A 17,502-nucleotide genomic window follows, 5' to 3' on the forward strand; every position below is an offset into this window, starting at 1 on the left:
CGTGTCTGGTCTAGCAGACGTTGCATACATTACCGCACTCGGGGGAACACGGGGACATCGCCAAGACCCTTCTTCGGTGGGGATGGGGGTACCCGCCGGTGCGGAAGGTCGTTACGGTTGTGCTGGGGGCGGCACACGGGAGGCGGATTCAGCCCGGAATCGGCAAAGCGTTGACCGCGATCAGGTAAAATCCCCGTTTTCCCGATTTTTCAGCGAAATCTCGCGCTAACCACCGCCATGACCTCTGTCCTGCGTCTTTCCGATCTGATTTCCCAAGGCAAAATCTCCGGCAAGCGGGTGTTTATCCGCGCCGACCTGAACGTGCCACAGGACGACGCCGGCAATATCACCGAGGACACCCGCATCCGCGCCTCGGTGCCCGCCATCCAGGCGTGCCTGGACGCCGGCGCGGCGGTGATGGTCACGTCTCACCTGGGCCGCCCGATCGAGGGCGAGCTCAAGCCCGAGGATTCGCTGGCGCCGATCGCCACGCGCCTGTCCGAACTGCTGGGCAAGCCGGTCAAGCTGGTGCAGGACTGGGTCGACGGCGTCGAAGTGGCACCGGGCCAGGTGGTGCTGCTGGAAAACTGCCGCGTGAACAAGGGCGAGAAGAAAAACAGCGACGAACTGGCGCAGAAGATGGCCAGGCTGTGCGACGTCTACGTCAATGACGCCTTCGGCACCGCCCACCGCGCTGAAGCCACCACCCACGGCATCGCCAAATACGCCCCGATCGCCTGCGCCGGCCCGCTGCTGGCCGCCGAGATCGACGCGCTGGGCAAGGCGCTGGGCCAGCCGGCGCGTCCGCTGGTGGCGATCGTGGCCGGCTCCAAGGTCTCGACCAAGCTGACCATCCTGAAGTCGCTGGCCGACAAGGTCGACAACCTGATCGTCGGCGGCGGCATCGCCAATACCTTCATGCTGGCCGCCGGCCTGAAGATCGGCAAGTCGCTGGCCGAAGCCGACCTTGTCGGCGACGCCAAGGCCATCATCGACATCATGGCCAAGCGCGGCGCCTCGGTGCCGATCCCGGTCGACGTGGTGTGCGCCAAGGAATTCAGCGCCACCGCCGCGGCCACCGTCAAGGACGTCAAGGACGTGGCCGACGACGACATGATCCTGGACATCGGCCCCAAGACCGCCGCGCAACTGGCCGGGCAGCTCAAGGCCGCCGGCACCGTCGTCTGGAACGGCCCGGTGGGCGTGTTCGAGTTTGACCAGTTCGGCAACGGCACCAAGGTGCTGGCCCAGGCCATCGCCGATTCCAAGGCGTTCTCGATCGCCGGCGGCGGCGACACGCTGGCCGCCATCGCCAAATACGGCATCGCTGACCGCGTGGGCTATATCTCGACCGGCGGCGGCGCGTTCCTGGAATTCCTGGAAGGCAAGAAGCTGCCCGCGTTCGAAGTGCTGGAACAGCGCGCCGCAGGCTGACGCCGCAGTTTGACGCATCAGCCGGCCCCGGCACGCTGTCGGGTCCCCGGGCCATCGAGCTCTGAACAAGGAATTGTCGCGCATGACCCGTTCTACCAAGATCGTCGCCACCATCGGCCCCGCCTCCAGCTCGCTGGAAGTCCTCACGCGCATGATCGCGGCGGGGGTCGACGTGGTGCGGCTGAATTTCTCGCACGGCACCGCGCAGGACCATATCGACCGGGCCAGCATGGTGCGCGAGGCCGCGCAGGCGTGCGGGCGCGAAGTCGCCATCATGGCCGACCTGCAAGGCCCCAAGATCCGCGTGGGCAAGTTCGAGCACGGCAAGATCACGCTGAAGCCGGGCGATCCCTTCGTCCTCGATTCCAACTGCACGCTCGGCAACGAGGAGCGCGCCGGCCTGGACTACCAGGACCTGCCGCGCGACGTCGGGCCGGGCGACCTGCTGCTGCTCAACGACGGCCTGATCGTGCTGGTGGTGGACCGCGTGTTCGGCACCGAGATCTTCACCACCGTGCGCGTGGGCGGCGAGCTGTCCAACAACAAGGGCATCAACCGCCAGGGCGGCGGGCTGTCGGCGCCGGCGCTGACCGCCAAGGACATGGACGACATCAAGACCGCCATGGCCCTGGGCGCGGACTACGTTGCCGTCAGCTTCCCCAAGAACGCCACCGACATGGAAATGGCGCGCCAGCTCGCCGCCGTGGCCGGCCAGCCGCACGGCCACAAGGCCCGCATGATCGCCAAGATCGAGCGCGCCGAGGCCATCCACCCGGGCGTGCTGGAAGAGATCCTGCAGGCCTCCGACGGCATCATGGTGGCGCGCGGCGACCTGGCCGTGGAAGTGGGCAATGCCGCCGTGCCGGCGCTGCAGAAGCGCATGATCAAGCTGGCGCGCGAGGCCAACAAGCTCACCATCACCGCCACGCAGATGATGGAGAGCATGATCGTCAACCCGGTGCCGACCCGCGCCGAGGTCTCCGACGTGGCCAACGCCGTGCTGGACGGCACCGATGCCGTGATGCTGTCGGCCGAGACCGCCGCCGGGCGCTACCCGGTGGAGACCGTCGAAGCCATGGCCGCGGTCTGCGTCGAGGCCGAGAAGTCCGAGGTGGTGCAGCTCGACACCGATTTCCTGAACCAGACCTTTTCGCGCATCGACCAGTCCGTGGCGATGGGTGCGCTGTTCACCGCCTATCATTTGCAGGTGAAGGCGATTGCCGCACTGACCGATTCCGGCGCCACCGCGTTGTGGATGAGCCGTCACCGCATCCATGTGCCGATCTATGCGATGACGCCCAACCTGGCCTCGCAGCGCAAGATGCAGCTGTACCGCAACGTGGTGCCGTTGCCGCTGCAGTCCAGCGCCGACCGCGACACCGCGCTGGAGCAGGCGGAAGAACTGCTGCTGGCCCAGGGCGTGGTGCAGCGTGGTGATTTCATCGTGCTGACCATCGGCGAGCCGATGGGCCAGCCGGGCGGTACCAATACCCTGAAGATCGTCAGGGTAGGTAGCTGATGGTGAAGCAGTGTGTGCCATGCCGGACTGAATGTCCGCGCGAAATGCGCGAAGATGGCGCCGCCAGCAGGCTTGGGCAATAAGCGCCGACAGAAGAATACGCAGAGACACCCCATTTTTATTTAGGAGTTAGACATGCCACTCGTATCGATGCGCCAACTGCTGGACCACGCGGCCGAGAACAGCTACGGCCTGCCGGCCTTCAACGTCAACAACCTCGAGCAAGTGCAGGCCATCATGCAGGCTGCCGATGAGGTCAACGCTCCGGTGATCATGCAAGCTTCGGCCGGCGCGCGCAAATACGCCGGCGAGCACTTCCTGCGCCACCTGATCGAAGCCGCGGTAGAGGCTTATCCCCATATTCCGGTGGTAATGCACCAGGACCACGGCCAGTCGCCGGCCATCTGCCAGGGCGCGATCGACCTGGGCTTCTCGTCGGTGATGATGGACGGTTCGCTGCGTGAAGACGGCAAGACCCCGGCCGAGTACGACTACAACATCGACGTGACCCGCAAGGTGGTGCAGCTGGCCCACGCCGTCGGCGTGACCGTCGAAGGCGAACTGGGCTGCCTGGGCTCGCTCGAAACCGGTGAAGCCGGCGAAGAAGACGGCATCGGCGCCGCAGGCGTGCTGGACCACTCCATGCTGCTGACCGATCCGGAGCAGGCTGCCGACTTCGTCAAGGCCACCCAGCTCGACGCCCTGGCGATTGCCATCGGTACCTCGCACGGCGCCTACAAGTTCACCCGCAAGCCCACCGGCGACATCCTGGCGATCGGCCGCATCAAGGAAATCCACGCCCGCATCCCCAACACCCACCTGGTGATGCACGGCTCGTCGTCGGTTCCGCAAGAGCTGCTGGAAGAAATCCGCAAGTTCGGCGGCGACATGAAGGAAACCTACGGCGTGCCGGTCGAGGAAATCCAGGAAGCGATCAAGTACGGCGTGCGCAAGATCAACATCGATACCGACATCCGCCTGGCCATGACCGGCGCGATCCGTCGCTTCTTTGTTGAGAACCCGAGCAAGTTCGACCCGCGCGAATACCTGAAGCCGGCCCGCGAAGCCGCCAAGCAAGTGTGCAAGGCGCGCTACATCGCCTTCGGCTGCGAAGGCCAGGCCAGCAAGATCAAGCCGATCGGCCTGACCGACATCGCACAGCAGTACCAGTCGGGCAAGCTGGCGCAGGTCGTGCAGTAATGTCCCCGGTCCGCCTTCCACGCAAGCGGAAGGCGGATTGCAGTTCCGGCCGCCGCGGCACGCATCCAGCGCCCGGCGGCTTCGCCGTTTTATCGGAACCATCATGTCCAACGCTCTCTACCAGTCCTCCATCAACTCGCTGCCGCTGCTGGGCCACGGCAAGGTGCGCGACAACTACGCCGTCGGCGCCGACAAGCTGCTGATCGTAACCACCGACCGGCTGTCGGCCTTCGACGTCATCCTGGGCGAACCGATTCCGGCCAAGGGCCGCGTGCTGAACCAGATGGCGAACTTCTGGTTCAAGAAGCTGGCGCATATCGTGCCGAACCACGAGACCGGCATCGCCCCGGAAACCGTGGTCGCGCCCGAGGAAGTGGAGCAGGTCAAGGGCCGCGCCGTGGTGGTCAAGCGCCTGAAGCCGATCCTGGTGGAAGCGGTGGTGCGCGGCTACCTCGCCGGTAGCGGCTGGAAGGACTACCAGGCCACCGGCAAGGTGTGCGGCATCCAGCTGCCGCCGGGCCTGCAGAACGCGCAGAAGCTCCCCGAGCCGATCTTCACCCCGGCCGCCAAGGCCGAGATGGGCGAGCACGACGAGAACATCTCGTTCGCCGAGGTCGAGGCCCGCATCGGCATCGCGCTGGCGCGCCAGATGCGCGAGATCTCGATCCGCCTGTACAAGGAAGCGGCCGAGTACGCCGCCACGCGCGGCATCATCATCGCCGACACCAAATTCGAGTTCGGCCTGGACGACAACGGCGTGCTGACGCTGATGGACGAGGTGCTGACCGCCGATTCGTCGCGCTTCTGGCCGGCCGATTCGTACCAGGTGGGCACCAACCCGCCGTCGTTCGACAAGCAGTTCGTGCGCGACTGGCTGGAAGCCGTGCGCATCGACGGCAAGCCGTGGGGCAAGACCGCGCCGGCGCCGAAGCTGCCGGACGACGTGGTCGAGAAGACCTCGGCCAAGTACCGCGAGGCGCTGACGCGGCTGACGGGCGAAGAACTGCAGTAACCAAAATGGTGTTCCCTCTCCCCTCATGGGGAGAGGGCAGGGTGAGGGGTGGTTTAGCAAGGCACCACGCGTCGAGAAGCGCCGGGCCCTCACCCCCGCTCCTCTCCCGCAAGCGGGAGAGGGGAGCAAACAAGGAAGGATCAAACGTGAGCAAGCAAGACAAGCCGCTGGTCGGCGTGGTGATGGGCAGCAGTTCCGACTGGGACGTGATGCAGCACGCGGTGGCCATGCTGAAGGATTTCGGCGTGCCGTTCGAGGCCCAGGTGGTGTCCGCGCACCGCATGGCCGACGACATGTTCCGCTATGCTGAAAGCGCGCGCAGCCGCGGCCTGCGGGCCATCATCGCCGGTGCCGGCGGTGCCGCGCATCTGCCGGGCATGATCGCCGCCAAGACCATCGTGCCGGTGTTCGGCGTGCCGGTGCCGTCCAAGTACCTGCGAGGCGAGGATTCGCTGCTGTCGATCGTGCAGATGCCCAAGGGTGTGCCGGTCGCCACCTTCGCCATCGGCGAGGCCGGTGCCGCCAACGCCGCGCTGCACGCGATCGCCACGCTGGCCACCACTGATGAAGCGCTGGCCGCCGCGCTGGAAGCCTTCCGCGCGAAGCAGACCGAAGCCGCGCGCGCGATGACGCTGCCGCTGTAACCCTTCGGACTCAAACGGAACCGAGCAATGCCCACCGATATCCATCCCTACCTCTCCGAAGCCCACACGCCGGAATCGCGCGCCGAGTTCGGCGTCGACCGCCCCGACGCGCCCATCCTGCCCGGCGCCTGGCTCGGCATGCTGGGCGGCGGCCAGCTTGGCCGCATGTTCACGCATGCGGCGCAAGCGATGGGCTATCGCGTGTGCGTGCTCGATCCCGACCAGGACAGCCCGGCGGGCGTGGTGGCGGACAAGCATATCTGCGCGCAGTACACCGACGAGGCCGCGCTGGCCGAGATGGGCAAGCTGTGCCAGGCGGTGAGCACCGAGTTCGAGAACGTGCCGTCGCTGTCGCTGGACCGCCTCGAGCAGCTCGGCGCCTTCGTCGCGCCGCGCGGCTACTGCGTGTCGATCGCGCAGAACCGCATCGGCGAGAAGAAGTTCTTCGCCGCTTGTGCCGAGCGCACCGGCGTGCCGCCGGCCCCGCACTGGGTGATCCAGCACGACGCCGACGTCGACCAGCTGCCCGACCACGTGCTTCCCGGCATCCTCAAGACCGCGCGCATGGGCTACGACGGCAAGGGCCAGGCGCGCGTGAAGACGCGCGACGACGTGCGCGCCGCGTGGAAGGCGATGCAGCACGTGCCGTGCGTGCTGGAGCAGATGCTGCCGCTGGAATATGAAGTGTCGGTGCTGGCCGCGCGTGCCGCGAATGGTTCCACCGCCACCTGGCCGCTCGCAGAGAACGTGCACCGCGACGGCATCCTGTTCTCGACGGAAATGCCGTCGACCAGTGTCTCGCCGGAGATCGCGGACCGCGCGCGCGCCGCCGCCGCGGCGATCGCCACCGAGATGGGCTACGTGGGCGTGCTGTGCATCGAGTTCTTCGTGCTGACCGACGGCTCGCTGGTCGCCAACGAGATGGCGCCGCGCCCGCACAACTCCGGCCACATCACCATGGACGCGTGCGAGACCAGCCAGTTCGAGCAGCAGGTACGCGCGATGGCGCGCCTGCCGCTGGGCAACACGCGCCAGCACTCGGCCGGCAAGATGCTGAACCTGCTGGGCGATGTGTGGTTCGAGTTCGGCCTGGAGCGCACGCCGGCCTGGGACGAAGTGGTCGCACAGCCCGGCGCCAAGCTGCACCTGTACGGCAAGAGCGACGCACGCCCGTCGCGCAAGATGGGCCATATCAACTGCGTGGGCGAGCATGCCGAAGCGGCCGACGCCGCCTTTGCCGCTGCCGCGCAGGCGCTGCATATCCCGCTCTGAAGCCAGACTCCAAGGAACACGATGTCGCCGCGCATGCCCTCGGCCGCCGAACTGGACGAAGCCGTCCGCCTGCTTGAGGCCGGGCAACTGGTCGCCTTTCCCACCGAGACCGTCTACGGCCTCGGCGCCGACGCGGAGAACCCGGAGGCGGTCGCCCGCATCTTCGCGCTCAAGGGCCGGCCCCCGAACCACCCGCTGATCGTTCACGTGGTCGACGGCGCCGACATCGGCTACTGGACCGAAGAGGTCCCCGAGGCCGCGCAGAAACTGATCGACGCCTTCTGGCCCGGTCCGCTGACGCTGATCCTCAAGCGCGCCGCCCATATCCACGCGGCGGTGGCAGGGGGGCAGGACAGCATCGGCCTGCGCTGCCCGTCCCACCCAGTGGCGCAGACACTGCTCTCGCGCTTCAAGCGCGGCCGTGGCGGCATCGCGGCGCCTTCGGCGAACAAGTTCGGGCAGGTCAGCCCGACCACCGCGCAACATGTGCGCGACGAGTTCGGCGATGCGGTGTATGTGCTGGAAGGCGACGGCGTCGAAGTCGGGATCGAATCGACCATCGTCGACCTGTCGCGGCTGGACCAGGGGATTGGGCCGGTGTTGCTGCGCCCTGGTGCGATTACTGCCGCGATGATGGCCGAGGTGTTGGGGGAGGCGCCGTTGCCGCCCGACGCTGCGGCGCCGCGTGCTTCCGGCACGCTGAAGGCCCACTACGCCCCGCACACGCCGTTGTTGCTGGCCGATGCGCAGTCCGCTTCCGCGCATCTCGCAGCGCTGCCGGAGGACGCCCGTGTGGCATGGGTCGGGCGCGCGCCCTTGGCGGACCAGCGCTGTACCTGGGTGCAGGCGCCTGCGGATGCTGCCGCCTATGCGCGGGAGTTGTATCGGCTGCTGCGCAAGCTGGACAAGCAGGGCTACACGCAGCTGATGTTCGAGCCGCTGCCCGAAGGGCCCGACTGGGCCGGCGTGCGCGACCGGCTGGAGCGGGCGGCGGCGGCGTTTGGAGAGTAGGGCGGGCACATGCCAAGCACGCTGCCGTCACCTCACCCCCCAAACAGCCGCAACCCCGTATAAACCGCCATCCCCACCGCAATCATCCCCACCATCTTCCTGGTCAGCAGGTAGAACAACGTCGCCGCAACCCCCGCCATCAGCTTGTAGTTCGACAACGCCACCGTGAAGTGTCCCTGCCACGTCATCAGGTCCGGCAGGATGATCGCCGCCAGCGCCGCCGCCGGCGCATAACGCAACGCGCGCTGGAGCCGATCCGGCACGGTGACATGCTCGCCGGCCATCAGGAACAGCGCCCGCGTCACCACGGTCACGACGCCCATGCCGACAATGGCAATCCAGATCTCGCCATGGCTCATGCGCGGTCTCCCGGTGTTGTCTGCGTCGAGGCTGCCCGCGCGATCGCCCTGGTCTTGCGCCGGCGGCGGATCCCGCGCAGCGCCGCGCGCGCGGCCAGGTCATCGCTGGCCATGCCGGCAGCAATCGCCCCCACCACCGCCACCACCAGCCCAAGCCGGTAAGGCAAGTCAAAGCACAGCAGCGCCAGCACCGCCGAAATCACCACCGCCATCAGCGTCGAGCGCGAACTGATGGTGGCGATCATCACCGGGATCAGCGCCAGGGTGCCCGCCACGCCCAGCCCCCAGCTATCGGGGAAGAGGCTGGCCAGCACGATGCCGATGATCGACGACACCTGCCACATCGCGAAGTTGGTCAGCGCCATGCCCCAGAAGTAGCCTTCCTTGCCGGGCTCATAGCCCGGCGTGCTGTACTTCTGCATGAAGTAGACGAAATGCAGGTCGCCGTTGAAGAAGCCCAACACCGTGCGCCGCGGCAGCGTCAGATAGCTGAAGTGCGGCTGCATCGCTGCGCTGAAGATCACGAAGCGCAGGTTGACCATGGTCGCGGTCAGCCAGACGGTCCACAGCGGCAGGCCGGCCGCGAACAGCGGCAGTACCGCCAGCTGCGCCGAGCCGGCGTAGACCAGCAGCGACATGCCGATGGCTTCGGGGACGGTCATCACGGATTTACTCATCGCCACGCCGGTGACCAGGCCCCAGGAAAACACCGCGGGCAGGGACGGGGCAAAGTAGCGTGCGCCGGCGATAAAGCCGGCGCGTTCGGCGGGTGCGAAGCGATGCCAGAGGCGCAACCACACCGAGGGTTGTCGGGAAGTCATGTCTGAGGAAGAGGGGGCAGTGCAGGCCCGGGGCCGAGGGCCGGCCCGGAAGGCTGCCGCCGCAGGACGCGGTCGGCATCATGCCATTATAGGGGTCGATCGCAGCGTGGTAAGTGGCCGCTTAACAAAATGCCGCCCGGCGTTGGCGGCAGGCCACGGCCATCCGCCGCGGCCTGTCGTCCTGCGGCGTCAGGGTGCGCCGCGGTACACCCACTGCATCAGCGCGTCGTGCGCCTCCTGCGCCTGCGACGCGTTGGGGTGGTTGATCATGCTCACCACCACATAGCGGCCGCCCTGGGCCGAATCGACATAGCCGGCCAGCGCGCGCACGTCGGCCAGCGTGCCGGTCTTCAGGTAGCCGCTGCCGGCCGCATCGGCGCGCGTCAGCCGGTTGCGCAGCGTGCCGTCGACGCCCAGCACCGGCAGCGAATCGATCAGCACCGGGCCCACGTTGCTGGCCGCGGCCTGCTGCAGCATACGCGCCATGTCATAGGCGCTGATGCGTTCCTCGCGCGACAGGCCCGAGCCGTTGTCCAGCACCAGGCCGGGCATATCGAGACCCTGGCGCGCCAGCCAGCGCCGCACCACGCGCACGGAGCGCTCGGTACTGGCCGGGCCGCCGCGGTCGATCTCGGCGCCGATGGTCAGGAACAGCTGGCGCGCCATCACATTGTTCGAGAACTTGTTGATGTCGCGCACGATGTCGGCCAGCGGCAGCCCGTAGTGGCGCGCCAGCAGCACCGCGCCGCGCGGCACCTGGCCGCTGCGCAGCGCGGGCACGTGGGTAAAGCGCCCGCCGGCGCGCTGCCATTCGGCGACGAAGCCGCCCCAGGTGAATTCCGCATGGGAGAGCGTGGCGATATTCAGCACCTGCTCGCCGCAGCCGCTGGAATAGTCGCCGGCAAAGGACGCCAGCACGGTGCCGTCCGGCTGGGGCGCCACGGTCGGGCTGGCGCTCGATTGCCAGTCGCCGCAGCGGCCGTTGGTCAGCGTTAGCCGGTTGTCGAGCTTCAGTTGCGCCAGCTCGGGCGTGACGTTGACCGCCACGGTCTGGCTGGCCGGGTCCGGCGTCAGCGTGAACGACAGCGTCTTGAAGGCATAGAGCAGCGCATCCGGGCCGACGTTGTAGGCGCGCTGGACCTCGCCGTCGATGGTGCCGTTGCCGTCCAGGCCATCGGCAAAGTAGCTGCGGTCGAGCACCAGGTCGCCGTTGATGGTGGTGGTGCCGCCGGCACGCGCGCTGGCCACCAGCTTTGCCATCTCTTCCGGCACCAGCTTGGGATCGCCGCGGCCGCGCAGGTAGACGTTGCCGTTGACGGTGCCGTCGCCGGTGGGTTGGGCATCGGCGTAGAGCGAGGTCTGCCAGCGGTAGTCCGGGCCCAGCAGTTGCAGGCCGGCGAAGGTGGTGACCAGTTTCATGGTCGAGGCCGGGTTCATCGGCTCCTGCGCATTCCAGCTGGCGCGCGCGGCGGGCGCGCCCAGCCGGATCACGTAGAAGCTGGCGGCCGAGGCCGGCACACCGGCGCGACGCAGCGCGGCGGCCACCTGTGCCGGCACGCCGGCGTGCACCAGCGCCGGGTTGGCGGCGGCGCGGGCCGGTTTTCCTGTCTTTGTCGCCCGCTCTGCCTTGGCGGCCTTGGTGGCTTTGGTGGCAGTAGCCGCCTTGGCCGGCGGCTTGGCCAACGCCGGCGAGAGGGCGGGGCCCGCCGCCAGCAGCAGGGCGGCGGCAAGGAGGGGCGACAGGCGGCGCAGCAGCGCGCCAGGTCGAGATGCGGTTCGCGTGGCGGTTGTTCTTGGCATGGCGGCCATGTTAACGCATGCAAACCGCCAGCCGGATGACAGCAGGCTTGCCCGCTACGCCGTCAGCCGGCGCGCGGCGGTGCCAGCCGTGCCAGCAGCGACTTCAGCGTCGCCTGTTCCGACTCGGTCAGCGCCGAGCCGACATGCGCATCGTGCTTGACCACCGCCTGCGTGGCGGCTTCCAGCGTGCGGCGCCCGGCCGGGGTCAGCACCAGGCTGTAGGCGCGGCGGTCGCCCGGCGCCGGGCGGCGCGCCACCAGCTTCATCTCTTCCAGCGCATCGACCAGCAGCACCGCGCCCGAGCGCGCAATGCCGAGGATGCGCGCCAGCTCGGTCAGCTTCAGGTGCGGGTTGCGCGAGATGATCACCAGCGCCGAGAAGCGCGGCGGCGTGATCTGCCACTGCCTCAGCGACACCACGAAGTCTTCGTAGATGCGGATCTGCGCGCGGCGGATGGCGTAGCCGACCAGGCTGTCGAGCACGCCATAGTCCACGTTCGGCACATGGGGATCGAAGCCGGTGTCGGCCTCCGTGCCCGCGGGATCGGGGGCGAGCGGGTCCCGCGCCTTGCGCCGCGTGCCGGCGGCGCCTGCGCCACCGCTCTTGCCTGCGGCGGCGGGTGGGTCGCCGGATGCATCGGGATTCATTTCAGGAGCTTCCAGTTGCCGTTATCGATGGTCAGCATAACGCGGCCGCGCTGGTCAAAGCCATAGTGGTCTTGCGCGCTGAAGTTCAGCACACCGTGCGAGACCACGATGTCCTTCTCGGTCTCCAGCGCGTGGCGCAGCGCCTGGCGGAACGCCGGCGTGCCCGGCTTGGCGTGCCTGAGCGCCACCGGCACGATCCGCTCCAGCACCAGCCCGGCATCGTAGGCATGCGCGCCGAACTGGGTGCGGGTGTCGGCGCCGTACTGCTTCTCGTAGCGGGTGACGTAGTCCAGGCCCGGCTTGCGCACCGGGTCGCCAGCGGGCAGCTGCTCCGGCACGATCACCGGCCCGGCCGGAAGGATCGCACCATTGACCATGCGCCCGCCGATGCGGATCAGGTCCTTGGTGGCCGCGCCGTGCGTGTGGTAGATGGTCCCGCCGTAGCCGCGCTCGCGCAGCGTAGTGTGCGGCAGCGCGGCGCCGGTGCCCGCGCCGGCGATCAGGATGGCGTCGGGCTTGGCGGCGATCAGCTTGATCGCCTGCGCGGTCACGCTGGTGTCGGCGCGGCCGTAGCGCTCGGTCGCGACCAGGCGGATGCCGTTGGCCATGGCGGCGGCGGTGAAGTCCTTCAGCCAGGTCTCGCCATAGGCGTCGGCAAAGCCGATAAAGCCGATGGTCTTGACGCCGTTGGTCTTGGCCGTGGCGGCCACGGCATTGGCCATCAGCCGCACCGGCTGCGCCAGGCGGAAGGTCCAGGCGCCGCGGCCGGGCTTGAGTTCGATCGGCGAGAACGCGAGCTGCACGGTCTGGCTTTCGTCCGCCACTTCGGCGATGGCGATCGAGGGTGCGACGGCTGACGAGCCGAGGATGATGTCGACCTTGTCCTCGGCGACGAAGCGGCGTGCGACCTTGGCGCCTTGCGTGGGGTCGGAGGCGTCGTCCAGCACGATGTAGCGCACCGCTTCACTGCCGATGCGCTGGGGCAGGTAGGGCAGGGAGTTTTTCTGCGGGATGCCGAGCGAGGCGGAAGGGCCGGTGGTGGACAGGCTGATGCCTACGGTGATGTCGGCCAGGGCGGTGCCGGTGGCGAAGGCGAGGGCGGCCGCAAGCGCCAGGCGGGCCAGCTTGGTTGGGGTCATGGGCGCCATGTTGTCTCCTCTGTCTGAATGGTCTTGTATGTGTTTCTCAACCGCTTGTTTGCGCCCCTCTCCCGCTTGCGGGAGAGGGGCGGGGGAGAGCGCAGGAGGGTCAAAGGCTGAGGGCGGTGGGTTAAAACAGTTGGCCCCGCTTCATGTGGTTCCTTGAGGGGAGAGGGAGAACACCTTGCTTAGGCCAGCTCGGGCGGCTTTGGTGCACCCAAAAACGTTGGCGTCGACCTATGTGTTGCCCTGCATCGACTGCCTGTCGAACCCCGCCAACTGCTTATACCGCAGCGAAATCGCCTCCAGCTCCGCACGCGGAATCACCTGCTCGATATCGGCAAAGCCCTGCGGCGCGCGTTCCTCCGCCAACTGCATCACCTGCTCCGGCCCGTTCATCCGGTTGCGCAGCACAATACCCGCGGTGCGCGGCAGCCGCTCGGCCTCGTACTCGCGCAACGCGTAGCCGGTGTCGGGCGTGCCCAGCAGGCTGTCGACCAGGTAGCGCGCGTCCAGGATCGCCTGCGCGCTGCCGTTCGAGCCGATCGGGTACATCGGGTGCGCGGCATCGCCCAGCAGCGTGACGCGATCGAAGGTCCAGCGCGGCAGCGGGTCCTTGTCGACCATCGGGAATTCATAGATCGCTTCGGCGCCGTCGATCAGCGCGGGGATGTCGATCCAGTCCCACCGCCAATCGGCGAAGGCGGCGCGGAACACGGACTTGTCGACCTGCTTGTTCCAGTCGCTGCGCGGCGGGGTGTCGGGCACGCTGTCGGGCACGCGCAGCTCGGCGATCCAGTTGACCAGCGAGCGGCCCTGGCGGCGCAGCGGTTCCGAGATCGGATAGGCAACGAACTTCTGGTCCTGGTGCCCGGCCATGAACATCGAGCGGCCGTCCAGGTAGGGCGGCGCCTCGGTGACCGCGCGCCACAGCATGCGGCGCGAGAAGCGCGGCGCGTCGCCGGCGGGGTAGAAGTGCCGGCGCACCGCGGAGTGGATGCCGTCGGCGCCGACCAGCACATCGGCGCTGGCCTCGATCTCGGCGCCGTCGCCGCGGCGGCGCAGGCCGAAGCGTACCGGGCCGCCTTTGCCGGTATCCAGCACGGTCTCGAACGCATGCCCGGTATGCACGGCGTCCGCGCCCAGCCGTTCGACAACGGTGCGATGCAGCAGCATCTGGAACTCGCCGCGATGGATCGAGAACTGCGGCCAGTCGTAGCCGGCCGCGAGGCCGCGCGGCTCATGCCAGATGCGCTGGCCGAGCTTGTTGTAGTAGGACAGGGACGAGGTTTCGATGGCGAGTTCCGCCAGCGCGTCGCGCAGCCCCAGCTCGGACAGGGTGCGCACGGCGTGCGGCAGCAGGTTGATGCCCACGCCCAGCGGGCGCAGCGATTCGCTGGCTTCCCAGACCTCGGCGTCGATGCCGTGGCGGTGGCACAGCAGCGCCAGCGTTAGTCCGCCGATGCCGCCGCCGGCGATTGCGATCTTCATTGTGTCTCCCCGCTTGCAGGCGATGCCGGTGCGCTGGTGCAACGGTATCGCGTCCGGTCGAATCGATATTTGTTATGGAGTATAACAATGCGACCGCGCGCGGCAAGGCGGGGAAAGCCCCGGAAGTGACCTGTCCGGGGTCAGGAAAAACCCGCGCTCAGCCCAGCGCCGCGCCGTCGGGTTTGGCCGCCGCGCGCTTCAGCGACGGCACCGGGAAGACGATGTCATACAGCCAGTTGTACACCAGCGCATAGACCATGTAGAAGCCGGCCACCGCGATATCCATGATCAGCGCGTCGAGCAGGCTGATATCGAGGTACCACGCCAACGACGGCAGGAACACCACCAGCAGGCCCAGTTCGAACAGGATCGCGTGCAGCACGCGCACCAGCACCGACTTGCGCACCTGGCCGGTGATGCGCAGCATCGCCTTGTCGAACAGCAGGTTGTACAGGTAGTTCCAGCCGGTGGCAATCAGCGAGGCGACCGCGCCGATCAGGCCCATCTGGTGCAGTTCGTAGCCGAACGCCCAGCTCGCCAGCGGAGCGAAGAGCAGCAGGCCGATCGCCTCAAAGCCGATGGCGTGGCGGATACGGTCCCGGGTGTTGCGCATTGGGTTTCTCCTTGCGGGGCAGAAGTACAGACCGGGCCGAGTCTATCTGCTGGGCAGGGATTGCCAAGTTGGATACTATCGGTATTTCCGATAGATGCCCGAATGAGGCGCCTCATGAGTCTCTCTCTCGATCAACTACAGGCCTTCGTTGCCGCCGCCGACACCGGCTCTTTCTCCGCCGCCGCGCGCAGGCTGGGCAAGGCCCAGTCGGTGGTCAGCGCGGCCGTGTCCAACCTGGAGATCGACGCCGGCAACGCGCTGTTCGACCGCAGCGGCCGCTACCCGGTGCTGACGCCCGCCGGCGAACGCCTGCTGGCCGAGGCACGCGTGATCCTGGAGCGATGCGAACACTTTCGCGGTGTCGCCAAGAGCCTGGGCGAGGGCGTGGAGACGCGGCTGGTGCTGGCGGTCGACGAGCTCTATCCCGAAGAGACGCTGGGCATGCTGCTGGAGGAGTTTTCCAGCCGCTTCCCCGCGGTTGAGCTGGAACTGCTGTTCCCACTGATGGAAGACGTCAGCCGCCTGGTGCTGGAGGGCGGTGCCGACCTCGGCATCATGTGGCGGCAGGAGGTGCTGCCGCCCGCGCTGGGCTTCCATGCGCTGGGCTGGGTGCCGATGCAGATCCTGTGCGCGCCCGACCATCCGCTGGCGGGGCAGCGCGTCGACTGGGAAGAGCTCAAGCGCTATCGCCAGCTGATGGTCGCAACCCGCACCGACAGCGAAGAGAAGATGCGCCTGCGTGTCGCCGCCGACGTGTGGTGGGTGGAAAGCCAGTGGGTGATCGTGGAACTGGTCAAGCGCGGGCTGGGCTGGGCCTTCGTGCCGTGGCACGTGGTGGCCAATTCGCCGGCCGCGGCGCGGCTAGTGTCGCCGCCGCTGGCGTTCCAGCAGCAGGACTGGCCGGTGGCGATGGAGCTGGTGTGGCACAAGCAGCGGCCGCTGGGCAAGGCCGCCACCTGGCTGCGCGAACGGATCTGCCGGCAGCCGCTGCCACGTGCGCCGGCCGAGGAGCGGGAAGAGAACCGCGGCGCTTCGGCCTAGCGCTGGCCCACCGTGGCGGTGGCCGCGTCCCCGGTGCTTCCTGTGGTGGCATCCCCAAGCGCCTGCGGATGCCAGCCTCCGCCCAGCGCCTTGATCAGCACCACCGCCGCCGTGTACTGGCGCCCGGTGATCGTCAGTGCCGTGCGTTCGGCAGTGTAGGCGCTGGTCTGCGCCGTCAACACGTCGAGCAGGCCGGCGGTGCCGGCGCGGTAGCGATTGTTGACCAGCACCAGCGCCTCGCGCGCCGAGCGCAGCGCGTCGTTCTGCACCACCGCTTCCTGCTCCAGCAGCCGCTGCGCGGCGAGGTTGTCCTCGACTTCCTGGAACGCCGTCAGCACGGTCTGGCGGTAGTTGGCGACGGTCTGGTCGTAGACCGCCACCGCCTGTGACTTGGCCGCGCTGCGCAGGCCACCGTCGAACAGCGTGCCCGCCAGGCCGGCGCCGATCGACCAGATGCGGTCGGGCAGCGATACCCAGCGCGCCAGCGTGCTGGCGGTCAGCCCGCCGCTGGCCGACAGCGACAGCGTCGGGTAGTAAGCCGCCTGCGCCACGCCGATCTGCGCATTGGCCGACGCCATGCGGCGCTCGGCCGCGCCGATGTCGGGGCGGCGCTCCAGCAGTTCCGACGGCACCGCCGCGGGGACAAGCGGTGGCGCTGCACGAAACTCGTCGGCGTCCAGCGACAGCGCCGCGGGTGGCTTGCCGACCAGGATGGCGATGGCGTGCTCGAGCTGCGCGCGCGTAATCTGGATGTCGATCTGCTGCGCCTGCGCGCTCTTGAGCTGGGTCTCTGACTGCAGCACGTCCGAGCGCTGCGCGGTGCCGGCGGCGTACTGGTTCTGCACCAGCTGCAAGGACTTCGCGTAGTCCGCCACGGTGCGGTCCAGCAGCGCCTTCTGCGCATCGGCCACGCGCAGCAGGAAATAGCTCTGCGCCAGCGTTGCCTGCGTCGATAGCAGCGCCGATGCCAGATCGGCCTGGCTCGCTTGCGCGCTCGCTTCGCTGCTCTCCACCTGGCGTCGCACGCGGCCCCACACATCGATTTCCCACGTCGCGCCCAGCGTCACACTCTGCCCGTTTAGCGTATTGCCGCTGGCGCTTCGCGCGCGCGAAGCGCCGGCCTGCGCGTCGACGATCGGGAAAAAGCCGGCGCGCGCCGCCTGCAGCGCGGCCACGGCCTGGCGGTACTGCGCCTCGGCGGCCTTGATGTTCTGGTTCGAGATCTGCACCTCGGACATCAGCGCATCGAGCTGGCTGTCGCCGAACACCTTCCACCAGTCGGCGCGTGCGGTCGCGTCCTGCGGCTCGGCGGTCTTCCAGTCGCCGCGCCAGGTGGTGGCATCGGCCGTGCCCGCCGTGCCATCGGCCTCCTTGAACGCCTCCGACACGGGTGCGTCCGGGCGCTTGTAGTCGGGGCCCACCGCACAGCCGGCCAGCAGCAGCGTGCAGGCCAGCGGCACCGGCAGGGCATGGGTCAGGAAACGGGTAAAAGCATTCAT

Annotated in this window: 16 protein-coding genes; 8 read left to right on the forward strand and 8 right to left on the reverse strand. The window is 68.2% G+C overall.

Annotation, left to right across the window (positions count from 1 at the left end):
* Positions 1 to 237: 237 nt before the first annotated feature.
* The 7 genes from K307_RS28475 to K307_RS28505 all read left to right on the forward strand — a co-directional run bounded on the left by K307_RS28475 (position 238) and on the right by K307_RS28505 (position 8,092).
* Positions 238 to 1,434, forward strand: coding sequence for a phosphoglycerate kinase (locus K307_RS28475; protein ID WP_042884194.1), 1,197 nt, complete (start codon positions 238 to 240; stop codon positions 1,432 to 1,434).
* Positions 1,435 to 1,516: 82 nt separating this feature from the next.
* Entirely contained in the window at positions 1,517 to 2,953 is a 1,437-nt protein-coding gene (pyk, locus tag K307_RS28480) for a pyruvate kinase (RefSeq protein ID WP_042884196.1), read from the forward strand.
* 135 nt (positions 2,954 to 3,088) lie between these two features.
* A complete protein-coding gene (fba, locus tag K307_RS28485; RefSeq protein ID WP_042884198.1) occupies positions 3,089 to 4,153 on the forward strand; it encodes a class II fructose-bisphosphate aldolase in 1,065 nt (354 codons plus the stop codon).
* 103 nt (positions 4,154 to 4,256) lie between these two features.
* Positions 4,257 to 5,165, forward strand: a complete 909-nt coding sequence (locus K307_RS28490) for a phosphoribosylaminoimidazolesuccinocarboxamide synthase (protein WP_042884200.1) — start codon at positions 4,257 to 4,259, stop codon at positions 5,163 to 5,165.
* 146 nt (positions 5,166 to 5,311) lie between these two features.
* Positions 5,312 to 5,809 (forward strand): 5-(carboxyamino)imidazole ribonucleotide mutase, encoded by a 498-nt coding sequence (purE, locus tag K307_RS28495; RefSeq protein ID WP_042884202.1) that lies wholly within the window; start codon positions 5,312 to 5,314, stop codon positions 5,807 to 5,809.
* Positions 5,810 to 5,836: 27 nt separating this feature from the next.
* Entirely contained in the window at positions 5,837 to 7,081 is a 1,245-nt protein-coding gene (locus tag K307_RS28500) for a 5-(carboxyamino)imidazole ribonucleotide synthase (protein ID WP_042884203.1), read from the forward strand.
* A 21-nt stretch (positions 7,082 to 7,102) separates the two neighbouring features.
* Positions 7,103 to 8,092 (forward strand): L-threonylcarbamoyladenylate synthase, encoded by a 990-nt coding sequence (locus K307_RS28505; RefSeq protein WP_042884205.1) that lies wholly within the window; start codon positions 7,103 to 7,105, stop codon positions 8,090 to 8,092.
* Positions 8,093 to 8,124: 32 nt separating this feature from the next.
* Here the strand turns inward: K307_RS28505 and K307_RS28510 are convergent, their stop codons facing one another.
* The 7 genes from K307_RS28510 to K307_RS28540 form a co-directional block, all read right to left on the reverse strand.
* A complete protein-coding gene (locus K307_RS28510; protein WP_042884208.1) occupies positions 8,125 to 8,451 on the reverse strand; it encodes an AzlD domain-containing protein in 327 nt (108 codons plus the stop codon).
* Entirely contained in the window at positions 8,448 to 9,272 is an 825-nt protein-coding gene (locus tag K307_RS28515; RefSeq protein WP_042884209.1) for an AzlC family ABC transporter permease, read from the reverse strand. The genes K307_RS28510 and K307_RS28515 overlap by 4 nt, the downstream gene beginning before the upstream one ends.
* A 189-nt stretch (positions 9,273 to 9,461) precedes the next feature.
* A complete protein-coding gene (gene dacB / locus K307_RS28520) occupies positions 9,462 to 11,081 on the reverse strand; it encodes a D-alanyl-D-alanine carboxypeptidase/D-alanyl-D-alanine-endopeptidase (protein WP_042884210.1) in 1,620 nt (539 codons plus the stop codon).
* Between the two features lie 53 nt (positions 11,082 to 11,134).
* Positions 11,135 to 11,719, reverse strand: coding sequence for a MarR family winged helix-turn-helix transcriptional regulator (locus tag K307_RS28525; RefSeq protein ID WP_042884211.1), 585 nt, complete (start codon positions 11,717 to 11,719; stop codon positions 11,135 to 11,137).
* Positions 11,716 to 12,867, reverse strand: a complete 1,152-nt coding sequence (locus tag K307_RS28530; protein ID WP_051975207.1) for an ABC transporter substrate-binding protein — start codon at positions 12,865 to 12,867, stop codon at positions 11,716 to 11,718. Before K307_RS28530 ends, K307_RS28525 begins: the two co-directional genes overlap by 4 nt.
* 228 nt (positions 12,868 to 13,095) lie before the next feature.
* Positions 13,096 to 14,349 (reverse strand): flavin-dependent oxidoreductase, encoded by a 1,254-nt coding sequence (locus tag K307_RS28535; protein ID WP_042884212.1) that lies wholly within the window; start codon positions 14,347 to 14,349, stop codon positions 13,096 to 13,098.
* Between the two features lie 157 nt (positions 14,350 to 14,506).
* The gene (locus tag K307_RS28540) at positions 14,507 to 14,962 is read right to left on the reverse strand and encodes a PACE efflux transporter (protein WP_042884213.1); all 456 of its coding nucleotides are present in this window, start codon (positions 14,960 to 14,962) and stop codon (positions 14,507 to 14,509) included.
* Positions 14,963 to 15,076: 114 nt separating this feature from the next.
* Between K307_RS28540 and K307_RS28545 the strand changes: the two genes are divergently transcribed.
* Complete coding sequence (locus K307_RS28545) at positions 15,077 to 16,003, forward strand: LysR family transcriptional regulator (RefSeq protein WP_051975208.1); 927 nt, start codon at positions 15,077 to 15,079, stop codon at positions 16,001 to 16,003.
* On the opposite strand, the gene K307_RS28550 is transcribed toward K307_RS28545, so the two are convergent.
* Entirely contained in the window at positions 16,000 to 17,502 is a 1,503-nt protein-coding gene (locus K307_RS28550; RefSeq protein ID WP_051975209.1) for an efflux transporter outer membrane subunit, read from the reverse strand. The two genes, K307_RS28545 and K307_RS28550, sit on opposite strands and share 4 nt — an antisense overlap.

This window comes from Cupriavidus necator A5-1, from assembly GCF_000744095.1.
Taxonomy (GTDB): domain Bacteria; phylum Pseudomonadota; class Gammaproteobacteria; order Burkholderiales; family Burkholderiaceae; genus Cupriavidus; species Cupriavidus necator_A.